This is a genomic window from Pseudoxanthomonas sp. LjRoot143 (assembly GCF_964252945.1).
Lineage (GTDB): Bacteria > Pseudomonadota > Gammaproteobacteria > Xanthomonadales > Xanthomonadaceae > Pseudoxanthomonas_A.
This window is the reverse complement of the sequence record NZ_CAXUPM020000001.1, coordinates 4,233,028-4,246,915: the sequence shown is the minus strand read 5'-3', so window position 1 is coordinate 4,246,915 and position 13,888 is coordinate 4,233,028. Positions and strand designations below refer to the sequence as shown.

Sequence of the window (13,888 nt, the reverse complement as noted above, 5' to 3'; positions counted from 1 at the left end):
CACCATCGCGCGCCGACTTGCCGGACCCGCCCCCACCCATGCGATCGATGCACCTCCGACATGCGCCGCGCTGGCAGGCGCCCTTGCTCGCTGCGCTGATGGTGTGGGCATTGCTGGCGGGGCTGGGCCTGCGCGAGCCGATGCCGGCGGACGAGCCCCGCTTCGTGCTGGCGGCACGGACCATGGTGGAGTCCGGGGAGTGGCTGTTCCCCCATCGCGGCATCGAGCTTTACGCCGAGAAACCGCCGGTGTTCATGTGGCTGCAGGCGGCCGGCTATCTGCTGGTTCGCGACTGGCATATCGCCTTCCTGCTGCCATCCCTGCTGTCGGCCCTGCTGACGCTGGCGCTGAGCGGCGACCTCGCACGACGGCTGTGGGGCCGCAGGGCGGTGCCGTATGCGGTGCTCGGCCTGTTCGTCTGCCTGCAGTTCGCCCTGCAGGCCAAGCGCGCACAGATCGACATGGTGCTGGTCGGCATGACCACGCTGTCGCTGTGGGCCTTGCTGCGCTATCTGCTGGAAAAACCCAGTCCGTGGTGGCTGCTGCTGGGCACGTTCGCCGCCGGTCTGGGCACGGTGACCAAGGGCGTCGGCTTCCTGCCGCTGCTGCTGTTCATTCCCTGGCTGTGGGTGCGGTGGAAGTCGCCGCAGGACCTGCCGGCGCACCGGGGCGTGCATGCGCTGGCGGGCATCGCCGGCTTTCTGCTGGGGACCAGCGTGTGGCTGGTGCCAATGCTGGCGACGGCGCTGTCCTCCAGCGACCCCGCCCTGCACGCCTACGCGCGCGAGATGCTGTTCAAGCAGACCGGTACGCGCTACGCGAACGCCTGGCATCACGTGAAGCCGACCTGGTACTACCTGCAGACGATGCTGACGCTGTGGCTGCCCGGCGTGTTGCTGGTGCCGTGGCTGCTGCCGGCCTGGTGGCGCCGCCTGAAGCGCATCGACGCACGCCACACGTTGTTGCTGGGCTGGGCGCTACTGGTGCTGCTGTTCTTCAGCGCCAGTCCGGGCAAGCGCGAGGTCTACATCTTCCCGATGCTGCCGGCGCTCGCCGTCGCGGCCGCGCCATTGCTGCCCGGCCTGCTGCGCTTTCGCGGCGTGCGTATCACGCTGTGGGCGTATGTGTCGGTGCTGATCCTCGTGACCGGTGCGCTCGGCCTGTGGCTGATGAGCGCCCCGCCCGAGCGGCTGCACGCGCTGGTCGACGGCCGTGGCATGGACATGATCACGGTTTCGCAGCTCAGTCGATGGCTGCTCGGATTCGCCATCGCGGCCGCACTGGTCGCGATCGCGGCGCGACGGCGCGTGGGCGTGGCCCTGGTCGCGGTGACGGCGGCGTTGTGGACGGCGTACGGCCTGGGCTTCATGCCGGCGATCAGTCCGGACAGCTCGGCGCAGGCGCTGATGCGGCGTGTCGGCGAACGCATCGGCCCGGAGGCGGAACTGGCGATGCTGGGCTGGCGCGAACAGCACCTGCTGCAGGCGGACCGGCCGGTCACCGACTTCGGCTTCAAGCAGCCGTGGGTGGACCAGTGGCAGCACGCGCATGCATGGCTGCTCGAGGCGCCGGACACGCGCTGGCTGTTCCTGCGCAAGGACGCCATCGGACCGTGCCTGGATCCGTCGCGGGTCGTCGACGTCGGCGCCTCCAACCGGCGCAACTGGATCCTGGCACCCGGCAACGCATGGATGACAGGCTGCGACGTACCGGCCACCTGGTCCGCCGACGTCAGCGAAGACTGAACGTTCAGCAACACCGTCTGTGCGGGACGTCGGCATGCGCAGCGTTTAACCCGACTCCGACATGGGTCCGACCGCGTTACGACATCGCGGCGACCAGCATGCGCGCACCCCCTCTCGCACGCGCCGCATGTCCGCTCCTTCGTCTTCCTTCCCGGTCATGCCGGAGCAGCGCCTGCCGGGGCTGCTGCCGGTCTCGATGATCTTCCTGGTCGCGGCATGGCTGGCCGCGCAATCGCTCGACCAGCCTTGGGCATCGTGGTTGTTCCACCAGCAGGGAGATGCCTGGTCGATGAAGGGCAGCCTGCTGCTGGAGACAGTGCTGCATCGGGGCGGTCGCCTGGTGAGCCAGCTGGCCTGGGCTGCGGTGTTGGCCGCGACGCTGTGGCATTGGCGCATGCCCGCCGCGAAGCGCTGGACACGCCCCGCCGCACGCCTGCTGCTGGCCGTCCTTCTATCCACCGCCTGCGTGGCCGTGCTGAAGGCCACCACGCACATGGACTGCCCGTGGGATCTCGCCGGCTTCGGTGGGCAGCGCCCGCTCGTTCCGCTGTTCGTGCACCGTCCGGCCGAACTCGGCACGCCAGGCTGCTTTCCCGCCGCGCACGCCGCCAGCGGCTACGCCTGGGTCGCGTCGTACTTCTTCTTCCTGCATACCGCACCGCGCTGGCGACACGTCGCGCTGGCGGGCGGACTGCTGGCCGGCGCCGTGTTCGGGCTCGCGCAACAGCTGCGCGGTGCGCACTTCCTGTCGCACGACATCGCCAGCCTGGGCGTCTGCTGGACCATCGCCTGTGGTGTCGATCGCATCGGCGCATGGCGCAACGCCCGCCGTTCCATGGAGGCACGCACGTGAGCGCCTCGGTCCTCGATCATGCAGCGATACCCTCACGCTGGCAGCGCGCGCGCGTGCTGCTGCGGGTGCGCCCGATGGTGTCGTCCGAGAGCCTGATCCTCTTCGCTTGCCTGTACTTCAGCCTGTTCGCCAACACGGTGTTCTGGCACGCCGCCGCGCCGCAGCCGTGGCTTCAGGGACGCTGGGCGTTGTCGCTGTTCCTGCTGGTCACCGCCGTGCACGGCGTATGGCTGTCGCTGCTGGTGTGGCGCCGCACGGCACGCGTCGTGCTCTCCGTGCTGGTGGTGACAGCCGCGCTGGCAGGCCACTACATGGCGGCGTACGGCATCTACATCGACGCCGACATGATCCGCAACGTGCTGCACACCGACTGGCGCGAGGCCAGCGACCTGCTCGGCGTCGATGCCCTGCTGCCGCTGCTCACCGCGCTACCTGCGCTGATCGTGATCTGGCGCGTGCGCCTGCGCGAGCGCACTTGGCCGCGCACGTTCGGTGTTCGCGCCGCGTTCCTTGCCGGCATGGTGGTGGTCGGCGTGGTCGGCGTGCTGCCGTCGACCCAGCAGCTGACCGCGTTCCTGCGCAACCAGCGCGAGGTGCGCTACCTGGTGACGCCGGCGAACGTGCTGGTGTCGCTGATCAAGGTCGTCAGTGAGGATCCGCCGGGACACAAGCGGGCCTTGCTGCCGATCGGCGAGGACGCCGTGCAGTCGCCGGCCGCCACGATGCGCCGGCCGCGCCTGCTGGTGCTGGTGGTCGGCGAGACCGCGCGCGCGGCCAACTGGGGCCTCAACGGCTACGCACGCCAGACCACGCCGGAACTGGCCAAGCGCGACGTGCTGAACTTTCCGCGCGTCGCCGCCTGCGGCAGCAGCACCGAAGTGTCGCTGCCATGCATGTTCTCGCCGCAGGGGCGCGAGCACTACGACGAAGGCGAGATCCGCAGCCACCAGTCGCTGCTGCACGTCCTGCATCGCGCGGGCGTGGCCACGCTGTGGCGCGACAACCAGTCCGGCTGCAAGGGCGTGTGCGATGGCCTGCCCGTGGAAGATCTGCATGCGCGTACCGATGCCGGCCTGTGCAACGGCAAGCGCTGCTACGACGGCATCCTGGTGTCGGACCTGGCCGATGCCGCGCGCCGGCAGAAAGGCGACCGGGTCATCGTGCTGCACATGCTGGGCAATCACGGGCCCACCTATTCCGAACGCTATCCCCGGAACTTCGGCGTCTATGCGCCGGTTTGCACCACGTCGGACCTGGGCCGCTGCACGCGCGCGCAGATCACCAATGCCTACGACAACGCGTTGCGTTACACCGACCACGTCGTGGCGTCCGCCATCGACCAGTTGAAGGGCCTGGAGGACTACGACACCGCCCTGCTCTACGTCTCGGACCACGGCGAATCGCTGGGCGAGAAGGGGCTGTACCTGCACGGTATGCCGTACTCGATCGCACCGCGCGAGCAGCTTGAGGTGCCGATGGTGGCCTGGTTCTCCGACGGCTGGCGCGCCTCGACCGCCCTGGATTCCGCCTGCCTGCGCCGGCAGGCGACCGGTTCGCACAGCCACGACGACCTGTTCCACACCGTCCTGGGCCTGACCGACGTGAAGACGGCCCTCTACCGGCCGGACCACGACATTTTCCTGACCTGTCGGGGAAGAGCATGACGCCACCCAACCCGAGACATGCCGCCATGACGAGCCTCTCCATCGTCATTCCCGTCTTCAACGAACTCGAGAACATCGGGGCGCTGGTCCACGAAGTGGTGTTCCACCTGCGTGGACGGGTGGCGTTCGACATCGTCTGCGTGGACGACCACTCCGACGACGGCACCCGCGACGTGCTCACCACCCTGAAGGCCGAGGTGCCGGAACTGCGCGTGCTGCTGCACCAGCAGCGCAGCGGCCAGAGCGCGGCCATCCGCACCGGCGTGAAGCACGCGCTGTCGCCCTGGATCGCCACGCTCGACGGCGACGGGCAGAACGACCCCGCCGACATCCTCAGACTGCTGACGGCACGCGCCACCGCCAGTCCGCAGGTCCGTCTGTTCGCCGGCTGGCGCGTGGACCGCAAGGACACCGCGAGCAAGCGCTGGGCCTCGCGCTGGGCCAACCGCATCCGCCAGCGCCTGCTGCACGACGACACGCCGGATACGGGGTGCGGCATCAAACTGTTCGAACGCGCCGCCTTCCTCGATCTGCCCTACTTCGACCACATGCATCGCTACCTGCCGGCCCTGATGCAGCGTGCCGGTTGGCAGACGGTCAGTGTGCCGGTCTCGCACCGGCCACGCGGCGCCGGTCAATCCAAGTACACCAACCTCGGCCGCGCGCTGGTCGGCATCCGCGACCTGGTCGGTGTGTCGTGGCTGATCCAGCGCAGCCACGTGACCCCCATCAGCGAGCTCAACCTGGGGCGCAAGCCATGAACGCGATGGACCAGGAGCTGGTGTCGCTGGCGTGGACCGGCCTGCACATGACGCCATGGAAACTGATCGGCCTGACCGGCGCGGCGCTGTTCGGTGCACGCTGGCTGGTGCAATTCGTCGCCTCGCGGCGCGCACGGCGCCCGGTGATCCCCCGCCTGTTCTGGTACATGAGCCTGTGCGGCAGTCTGATGGCGCTCGGCTACTTCCTGTTCTCGTCGAAGCAGGACGCCGTGGGCGTCCTGCAGAACCTGCTGCCGGCCTTCACCGCGGCCTACAGCCTGCACCTCGACATCCGCCACCGCCGCGAGCAGGCGGCCGCGGCCGCCGACGCGCGCGCGCATCCCGCACGCTGATCAGCTGCGGTTCGGCGTGAGCTTCAACAGGCGTCCGCCGCTGCCATCTTCGAGCAGCCACAGCGCACCGTCCGGCCCCTGCTCGACTTCGCGGATGCGCTTGCCCATCGCGTAGCGCCGCGATTCGCGCGCCTGCGTGCCGTTGAACTCGATCTCGATCAGGGCCTGCGATGCCAAGCCGCCGATGAACCCCTTGCCGCGGAACCACGGGAACAGATTGCCGGAGTAGATCACGAAGCCGGCCGGCGCGATCACCGGCGTCCACCAGGCTTCGGGCGCATTGAAATCCGGGCGCGTCGAATGGTTGGGGATCGCCGTGCCGTCGTAATGGTTGCCGTTTGAAACCACCGGCCACCCGTAGTTGGTGCCGCGCTCGATCAGGTTCAGTTCGTCACCGCCCGCCGGCCCCATCTCGTGCGTCCACAGGCGCCCGGCATTGTCGAACGCGATCCCGAGCATGTTGCGGTGCCCGAGCGTCCATACCTGCGCGGCGGTGCCGCCCTGCGCGGCGAACGGATTGTCGGGCGGCACGCTGCCGTCGTCGTTGAGCCGGATCAGCTTGCCCAGCGCGGACTGCAGGTCCTGTGCCGGCGTCATCGCCTGGCGATCGCTGGAGGTGATCCACAGCTTGCCGTCCGCACCGAATGCGAGACGGTGCCCGTAATGCGCTTCGCCACTCACCTTGGGCAGCTGACGCCAGATCACCTGCAGGCCTGACAGGCTGCCTCCGTTGCCGCTGGCATCGAGTTGCAGGGTCGCGCGCGCCACCGCGGCACCACGCGTGCCGCCACTGCCGGTTTCGGCATAACTGAGGTAGACCAAACGGTTGTCGGCGAAACGGGGATGCAGCAGTACGTCGCCGAGCCCACCTTGCCCACCGTAGGCGACAGCCGGCACGCCGATGACCTCGCCGACCTGTCCCGTGGCGACGTTGGCCAACCGCAACTTGCCGGATTTCTCCGTCACCAGCAGGCGCCCATCGGGCAGGAAGGTCATTGCCCACGGTTCGTTGAACGTGGCGACCGGCGTGCTGGTGAACGGCGGGTCGGGCACGGCACGTGCGCGCGAAAGGCCAGCCATCACCCGTCCGGTATCCGGCGCGGCCGGAGGGGGCGACACGGCGACCGACGTCGGGCGGGCCACGGAGGCAGGTCGGGAGGCCACCACCGCTGTCACCCCCTCTTCGTCCACGGTCGTGCGCTGGCACGCGGACAGGCACAGACAGCAGGCGAGCAGCAGCGGCATCTTCATGCAGGACATCCAGCGGGTGACTGGCTGCCGTTATACGCCATCGGGACGGACGGCGGCGTTAGCAACGCTGCGTCAGACCTTGAGGTACCAGCGGCGGCGATCCATCTCCCGGACGACCACCCACCACGCCGCGACGAACGCCAGCGCGAAGGCCAGCGAGGGCACCTGCGGACCGAACCGCGGCGTCATCCATCCGGCGAAGCCCTGCTGGTACAGCGGCCCCATCCAGCCGAGACCCAGCAGCAGGTAGGTCATTACCGCGGCGCCGACGTAGGCGGCGATCGCGTTCACGCCGAAGCGCCGCCCGACGGCCGGCCACCCCTGTCGATCCACCAGCCTGTGCGCCACCACCAGCGCGAGCATCGCGCATCCCGCCGTGAACACCCCATACGACGATGTCCACAACGCCTTGTTCAGTGGGAACACCAGCGACCACGCCAGCCCCAGCAGGATCAGTGCGATGCCGGTTCCACCGATCGTCGCTGTTTGGCCTGCGCGCAGCCAGGCACCCGCGCGCAGGCCGAACAGCACCGTCGCGACCGCGGGCAGCGTGCTCAGCAGCCCCTCGGGATCCTGGCCCCGCATCGATGTCGAATCCCACTGGTACAGCCACGGGCCGAACAGCGCCGTGTCCACGCGCGCCGCGAGGTTCGTGAACGGGTCGTAGCCCCAGGGCGCCATCAGCGCCCAGTAGCCCAACAGCAACGCAACGATCAGTGCGCACTGCGCGCGCGGCTTCAGGTACAGCGCGATCAGGCCAGCAACGGCGAAGCACAGCCCGATCCGCTGCAGCACCCCCCAGGGCCGGAACGATGGCCGGTCCAGCAGCAGGTACGCCAGCAGGTGCAGCGCCAGGCCGAGCGCGACGATCTTCGCGGCGCGCCACAGCACCGCGCTGACCAGCACCGCCCGGGCCACGCCCGCTTCAGCGCGCGGCAGCACACCCAGCGCGATCGACACGCCGACGATGAAAAGGAAGAAGGGAAACACCAAGTCGGTCGGGGTAACGCCATGCCACTCGGCATGCAGCAGCGGCGCATACACATGCGACCAGTCGCCCGGCGTATTGACCAGCAGCATCGCGGCGACCGTCAGGCCGCGCAGCGCATCGACAGACGCGAATCGGGTCGGCGCGGCGCTCATGCGACGCAGGTCATTCGCCACCGATCCAGGTGCCGACCACCTGCAGGTCCGCATCCAGCGCGACCAGGTCGGCGCGCCAGCCCGGCGCGATGCGTCCGTGGGTATCGCCCAGCCCCAGGAAATCGGCCGGATACGTCGACGCCATGCGCGCCGCCTCGTCCAGTGGCAGGCCCAGCAGGCGCACGCTGTTGCGCACGGCGGTGGCCATGTCCAGCGCGGAGCCGGCCAGCGAACCGGCGGCATTGCGCACCACGCCATCCACGGCCGTGATGGTCTCGCCATAGAGATCGAAGGCAGGATCGTCGGACCCCACCATCGGCATCGCGTCCGTCACCAGGAACACCTTGCCGCGCGGCTTGGCCGCCAGCGCCACGCGCAGGCTGGCCGGATGCACGTGCACGCCGTCGACGATCACCCCGCACCAGCAGCCATCGTCTTCCAGCGCGGCGCCGACCGCGCCGGGTTCGCGCCCCTGCAGTGGCGACATCGCGTTGTACAGATGGGTGAAGCCGGACACGCCGGCTTCGATGCCGTCGCGGATCTGTTCGTACGTCGCGGCGGTATGACCCGCCACGACAATCGCGCCGCGATCCACCATCGCCCGGATGGTATCGGCGGGCACCTGCTCCGGCGCCAGCGTCAGCAGCGTCACGCCATTGTCAAGCGAAGTCGCCATCGCCACTTCACCGTCGTCCGGCACGCGGAACTTCGCCGCGTTGTGCGTTCCCTTGCGCGCCGGCGCGATGTACGGGCCCTCCAGGTGGATGCCGAGCACGCCCGGTACCGCGGCCTCGATGGCGGCGCGCGTCGCCTCGACCGCACGCGCCATCACCTCGGCATCGTCGCTGATCAGCGTCGGCAACAGACCGGTGGTACCGAAGCGTCGATGCGCCTCCGCGATGGTGCGGATCGCATCGACGCTCGTATCGTTGTTGAACAGCGATCCGCCGCCGCCATTGACCTGTGCATCGATGAAGCCGGGCACGAGCGAAGCGCCCTGCAGATCCTGCCGGGTGGCATCGGCGGGCAGTGCTTCGACAGCGACCAGGTCGACGATGAGGCCGCCCTGCATCAGCACGGCGAGCCCCTCGACGAAGCCGTCGGGCGTCAGTACACGGGCATTGCAGAGCGCGGTGGCGGGACGCAGTGCGTTCATACCGTTTCGGTGACCTTGTTGAGGTGCGGCGGCACGTCGGGATTGTGTCCGCGGCGCAATGCCAGCGCATTGATCGCGCGGTAGAAACTCTGGACGGTCAGCAGCGGCGCGCAGGCGGGATGCGGCGCTTCCACCAGCAGCAGGTCGCCCTGGCGCGAAGCCACCCATACCTGTGCGCCACGACCACGGAACTCCTGCGCCAGCGCCAGCGTGCCGGCTTCGGTTTCGTCCGGCTGCGCGAAGCACAGCACCGGGAAGCCGGGGCCGACCAGCGCCATGGGGCCGTGCTTCACCTCGGCCGAGCTGTAGGCCTCGGCATGCAGGCCGCAGGTTTCCTTGAACTTGAGCGCGGCTTCCTGCGCGGCGGCCAGGCCGAGGCCGCGGCCGAGCACGAACAGGTTGTGCGCGCCGACCAGTCCGTCGGTGAGCGGCGACCAGTCGGCCTGCCAGGCGCGCCGCAGCGCGTCGGGCAGGGCGAGCGCGGCATCGTGCAGCGGCGCCTCGTCCTTCCAGTACGCGGCCAGTTGCAGGATCGCGGCCAGCGAACCGAGATAGCTCTTCGTCGCCGCCACGCTGCGCTCCGGCCCGGCATGCATCGGCAGTACCGTGTCCGCCAGCTGGGCCAGCGGCGAATCGGCCACATTGACGATGGCGACGACGCGCGCGCCGGCCTCCTTCGCTGCGGTCGCGTTGCGCAGCAGGTCGGGACTCTTGCCCGACTGCGAGATCACCACGTAGAGCGCGCCCTCCAGCCGTTGCCTGGCTTCATAGACCGAACCGACCGACGGCGAGGCGGAAGCCGTCACCACGCCGAGCTGCGTCTCGAACAGGTATTTCGCATAGGTGGCGGCGTGGTCGGAGCTGCCGCGCGCGCAGGTGACGACGAAGGGCGGCGGGGTGCGACGGAGATCGGCAGCCAGCGCTTTCACCGTGTCGGCGTTGCGCGCGTACTGGTCGGCGATGATGGTCGAGGCCTGTGCGGCCTCCTGATGCATCAGCGTGTCGGCGGGAGCGGGGAGCGATGTCGTCATGTCGAAGGCGATTCAGGTCGTTCCGCGCGCGGGCGGACCGGTGCGGTGGAACCGCGCACGACCAGTTGCGGCACGAAGCCCTGGTTGTGCACGGGCGTGGGGTTGTCGTCGTAAGCGTCGGTGCGCAGCCCGGCGATCAGCAGGCGCGCGGCCTGCTTGGCGATGTCCTGCGTCGCCTGCTTGGCGGTGGTCAGCGGCGGCCACGACTGCTTGGAGAACGGGCTGTCCTCGAAGCCCGCGATGGACAGGTCGTAGGGCACGTTCATGCCGGCCGACTTGGCGGCCGCCAGGACACCGGCCGCGATCTCATCGTTGGAGCCGAAGATCGCCGTCGGCGGCTCGCGCAACGCCAGCAGGCGGCGCGCGCCGCGGAAGCCATCGTCGAACGTATAGTCGCCCGGCACCACCAGGTGCTTGTCGAGCGTGATGCCGTAGTCCTTCAGCGCCTTCTCGTAACCCGCGTAGCGCTCGGTACTGGACCGGTGCGCCAGTCCGCCCCACAGGAAGCCGATGCGCTGGTGGCCCAGCTGGATCAGGTGCTCGGTGATCTCGTAGGCGGCGTCGCGGTCGTCGACGTAGACGCAGGGCAGGCCATCCTCGGGGTCCTCGGTGGCCGCGATGATGCGCACCAGCTTCACGCCGCGTGCGGCGAGTGCCGTGACCAGATCGGCGCGCTCCGACATCGGCGCGGTCAGCACCAGGCCCGCCAGGCGCGAGCGCTGCACGAACTCCACCAGCTCCTCCGCCAGCAGCGGCGAGGTGGAGTCGACGGGATGGATCTGCAGGCCGAAGCCGGTCTCCTTGCACGCCGCCAGCACACCGTTCTGCACGCCGATGATGTGGTACGGGTTCGGGTTGTCGTACACCAGTCCGATCACGAACGGCGTGCCGCTGCGCAGGTTGCGCGCGGACTGGTCGGGCTCATAGTCCAGTTCGGCGATCGCGTGCAGCACGCGCGCACGCGTGCCCTGCAGCACCGACGGTTCGTTGTTGATGACCCGGGACACGGTCTTCAGCGAGACCTTCGCGCGTTCGGCGACGTCCTTGATGGTGGGTCGGCGCATGGGCGTTTCCGTCATGGAGGCGAGTCCGCCATGATGCCGCGTTCCGGGACGGCCGTCGCCGCCCGTTTCGCGCTACCCACCCGATGCCCGGCGAGCGCGTAGTAGAGGATGTACAGGTAGGCGGGAATGGCCAGGCCGGCAAACACCCCCTGGAAGTCGTAGTGCTGCTTCAGCACCGCGAACGCCTGCGGCAGGATGGCGCCACCGGCGATGCCCATGATCAGCAGCGCCGAACCCATCTCGGTATGCCGGCCCAGCCCCTTGATCGCCAGCGGGAAGATCGCCGGCCACATCATCGCGTTGGCGAAGCCCAGCGCCGCCACGAAACCGACCGACACATAGCCGTGCGTCAGCAACGCGCCCAACGCGAACAGCACGCCGAGCGTGGCGGAGATGGCGAGGTAGCGCTCCTGCGACACGACACGCGGAATCAACGCCAAGCCGACCAGGTATCCCGCCAGCATCGCGAACAGCGTGTAGGTGGTGAACAGCTTGGTCTGGTCCAGTGGCAGACCGAAGCCCCTTCCGTACGTTCCGATCGCATCACCCGCCAGCACCTCCACGCCCACGTAGAGGAACAGGCACAGCACGCCAAGCCAGAGGTGCGGGAATCGCGACAGGCCGCGCTCGTCACCGGCCGCCTCCGACACGGGTACCGCGTTGACCTCCGACGGCTTCACCTCCGGCAGCGGCGAGAACAGGATGCCGACGGCGACCACCACCAGGATGCCCGCCATCACCAGGTACGGCAGGTGGATCTTCGCGGCGAACGCATCGAGCAGCGCCGCCTTGCCGGCCGCATCCGCCGCTTCGACCTGCGCGGCCAGGTCGCCCACGCCATGCAGCACCAGCGTGCCGAGCACGAGCGGCGCCAGCATGCCGGCGACCTTGTTGCAGATGCCCATCAGCGCGATGCGCTGGGCGGCGCTTTCGATGGGGCCGAGGATGCTGACGTAGGGGTTCACCGCCGTCTGCAGCAGTGCCAGGCCACCGCCGATCACGAACAGGCCGGACAGTGCGCCGGGATACCAGCGCTGGGTGGAGAACTCGCCGAACATCGCGGCGCCGACCGCCATCACGAACAGGCTGGCCGCCAAACCCTTCTTCATGCCGGTGCGTTTGAGCAGCGCCGCCGCGGGCAGCGCCAGGAAGAAGTACGACAGGTAGAACACCATCAGTACGAGAAAGGCGTTCACCTCGTCCAGATCGAAGGCGAGTTGCACGAACGTGATCAGCGGCCCGTTGATCCAGGTAAAGAAGCCGATGATGAAGAACAGCACGCCGACGATGGCGAGCGAGCGGAGCGGGCCGGAACCGGCTGCGGTGGTCATGGAATCCCCTTGGACTGGCGATGCCTGGCGCCAGAGCGTCGGACATCGGGAACAACGTTGTCAAAGCCAATCGGTGGAATCGGGAAATACCGCCGATGTCGCCGCGCCGAAACCATCAATGTGATGGCAGCGGCGTCGTGCACTGCAGCATCAAGTCCCGCAGGACTTGCCCGAAATCCCCCTTCCAATTCAACAATTAACGCCATTGCTGGATGCAATGATTCGCTGAATACGGAGATTGTTTCCGTTTCGCGATGCTTCCGTGCCAGCAAGGCGGCTATTTCATGACAGAGCCTTGACAACGTTGTCAAACACTTTCCACACTCCGGCCACATCGGGATGCATGCGTCCCGGCCGCGAACATGTGGGGAGACGTGTGGTCGCCATAGCCAATCCAATGCCGACGGATGCCATCAGCGGGGCGCACGACGCCTTCATCGCGGCGGATGTCGGCGGCACGCACGTCCGGATCGGCCTCGTCCGCGGCAGCCGCGATCCGGGCGAACCGGTCAGCGTGTTGGAGTACCGCAAGTACGCCTGTGCCGAGCACGCCGGCCTCGGCGACATCGTCGCCGACTTCATCGCTGGCCTTGGCGCAACGCGGGTGGCGCGTGCGGTCATCGCCAGCGCCGGCTATGCGCTGGAAGACGGCACGGTCATCACCAACAACCTGCCGTGGCGCCTGTCGCCGGCCGGACTGCGCGCGCAACTGGGCTTCGACGACGTCCGCCTGGTCAACGATTTCGAAGCGGTGGCGCACGCCGCCGCGCAGATGGACGCCAGCGAGGTACTGCAGCTGACCGGGCCGGCCATCGCGCCGAAGCACGGTCCCACGCTGATCCTGGGCCCGGGCACCGGTCTCGGCGCCGCCGTCTGGATCCCTGCCGGCAAGCGCGCCGTCGTGCTCGCCACCGAAGCAGGCCAGGCCGCGCTGACCGCCGGCAATGCGCTGGAAATGTCGCTGCTGGAAGAGATGCTGAAGACCCGCACGCACGTGCCGGTCGAGCAGGCGCTGTCGGGCCCCGGACTGATGAATCTCCACGCCGCGCTACGCGCTGTGCGTGGCGCACCGCCCTCGCCCTACACCCACCCGGGCCAGATCACGGCGGCCGCGCAGTCGGGCGAGGACGCGCTGGCGCGCGAAAGCCTCGACGTGTTCTGCGGACTGCTGGGCAGCGTGGTCGGTGACATGGCGCTGCTGTACGGCGTGCAGGGCGGCGTGTACCTCGCCGGCGGCATCCTGCCGAAGATCCGCGATGTCCTGATCGGCAGCAGCTTCGTGCCTCGCTTCCTCAACAAGGGATCGATGCGCGAGGCGCTGGAACGCATTCCCGTGAAAGTCGTGGAGCACGGTCAGCTGGGTGTGATCGGTGCGGCCCGCTGGTACTTGGAACATCAACAAGACGAGTGAGAAGAGGGCGCCGGCACAGGCGCATGCGGTAGCGGCGAAGCCGGGGCTGGCGCGCCGTCGATGATGGGAAACGCAAGACCAGGCACGGCGGAACAGCGCAAGCGATGGCTGCCGACACTCAAGCA

12 protein-coding genes are annotated in these 13,888 nt (G+C 68.7%); 6 read left to right on the top strand and 6 right to left on the bottom strand.

Annotation, left to right across the window (positions count from 1 at the left end; all coding sequences use genetic code 11):
• The first annotated feature begins 38 nt into the window (after positions 1 to 38).
• From ACSQ1W_RS20375 to ACSQ1W_RS20355, 5 genes are all read left to right on the top strand, one after another.
• On the top strand, positions 39 to 1,745 hold the full coding sequence (locus ACSQ1W_RS20375; protein ID WP_436045814.1) for an ArnT family glycosyltransferase: 1,707 nt from the start codon (positions 39 to 41) through the stop codon (positions 1,743 to 1,745).
• Positions 1,746 to 1,872: 127 nt separating this feature from the next.
• Positions 1,873 to 2,598 carry a phosphatase PAP2 family protein gene (locus tag ACSQ1W_RS20370; RefSeq protein ID WP_436045813.1) on the top strand — a complete coding sequence of 242 codons (726 nt, stop codon included), beginning with the start codon at positions 1,873 to 1,875 and terminating at the stop codon, positions 2,596 to 2,598.
• Positions 2,595 to 4,262, top strand: a complete 1,668-nt coding sequence (locus tag ACSQ1W_RS20365) for a phosphoethanolamine transferase (RefSeq protein ID WP_436045811.1) — start codon at positions 2,595 to 2,597, stop codon at positions 4,260 to 4,262. Before ACSQ1W_RS20370 ends, ACSQ1W_RS20365 begins: the two co-directional genes overlap by 4 nt.
• A 26-nt stretch (positions 4,263 to 4,288) precedes the next feature.
• Positions 4,289 to 5,023, top strand: coding sequence for a glycosyltransferase family 2 protein (locus ACSQ1W_RS20360; RefSeq protein WP_436045810.1), 735 nt, complete (start codon positions 4,289 to 4,291; stop codon positions 5,021 to 5,023).
• Positions 5,020 to 5,376, top strand: a complete 357-nt coding sequence (locus ACSQ1W_RS20355) for a lipid-A-disaccharide synthase N-terminal domain-containing protein (protein WP_192274293.1) — start codon at positions 5,020 to 5,022, stop codon at positions 5,374 to 5,376. The genes ACSQ1W_RS20360 and ACSQ1W_RS20355 overlap by 4 nt, the downstream gene beginning before the upstream one ends.
• On the opposite strand, the gene ACSQ1W_RS20350 is transcribed toward ACSQ1W_RS20355, so the two are convergent.
• From ACSQ1W_RS20350 to ACSQ1W_RS20325, 6 genes are all read right to left on the bottom strand, one after another.
• Entirely contained in the window at positions 5,377 to 6,456 is a 1,080-nt protein-coding gene (locus tag ACSQ1W_RS20350) for a PQQ-dependent sugar dehydrogenase (RefSeq protein ID WP_436046261.1), read from the bottom strand.
• Between the two features lie 243 nt (positions 6,457 to 6,699).
• A complete protein-coding gene (locus ACSQ1W_RS20345; RefSeq protein ID WP_436045807.1) occupies positions 6,700 to 7,770 on the bottom strand; it encodes an acyltransferase family protein in 1,071 nt (356 codons plus the stop codon).
• 10 nt (positions 7,771 to 7,780) lie between these two features.
• Positions 7,781 to 8,926, bottom strand: a complete 1,146-nt coding sequence (nagA, locus tag ACSQ1W_RS20340) for an N-acetylglucosamine-6-phosphate deacetylase (RefSeq protein WP_192274291.1) — start codon at positions 8,924 to 8,926, stop codon at positions 7,781 to 7,783.
• Entirely contained in the window at positions 8,923 to 9,957 is a 1,035-nt protein-coding gene (locus ACSQ1W_RS20335; protein ID WP_436045805.1) for an SIS domain-containing protein, read from the bottom strand. Before ACSQ1W_RS20335 ends, nagA begins: the two co-directional genes overlap by 4 nt.
• On the bottom strand, positions 9,954 to 11,021 hold the full coding sequence (locus tag ACSQ1W_RS20330; protein ID WP_062354235.1) for a LacI family DNA-binding transcriptional regulator: 1,068 nt from the start codon (positions 11,019 to 11,021) through the stop codon (positions 9,954 to 9,956). The genes ACSQ1W_RS20335 and ACSQ1W_RS20330 overlap by 4 nt, the downstream gene beginning before the upstream one ends.
• A gap of 11 nt (positions 11,022 to 11,032) precedes the next feature.
• Entirely contained in the window at positions 11,033 to 12,352 is a 1,320-nt protein-coding gene (locus ACSQ1W_RS20325; RefSeq protein WP_436045802.1) for a sugar MFS transporter, read from the bottom strand.
• A gap of 376 nt (positions 12,353 to 12,728) precedes the next feature.
• On the opposite strand from ACSQ1W_RS20325, the gene ACSQ1W_RS20320 reads away from it, so the two are divergent.
• Positions 12,729 to 13,763 carry a glucokinase family protein gene (locus tag ACSQ1W_RS20320; protein WP_436045801.1) on the top strand — a complete coding sequence of 345 codons (1,035 nt, stop codon included), beginning with the start codon at positions 12,729 to 12,731 and terminating at the stop codon, positions 13,761 to 13,763.
• The last annotated feature ends 125 nt before the right edge of the window (positions 13,764 to 13,888 follow it).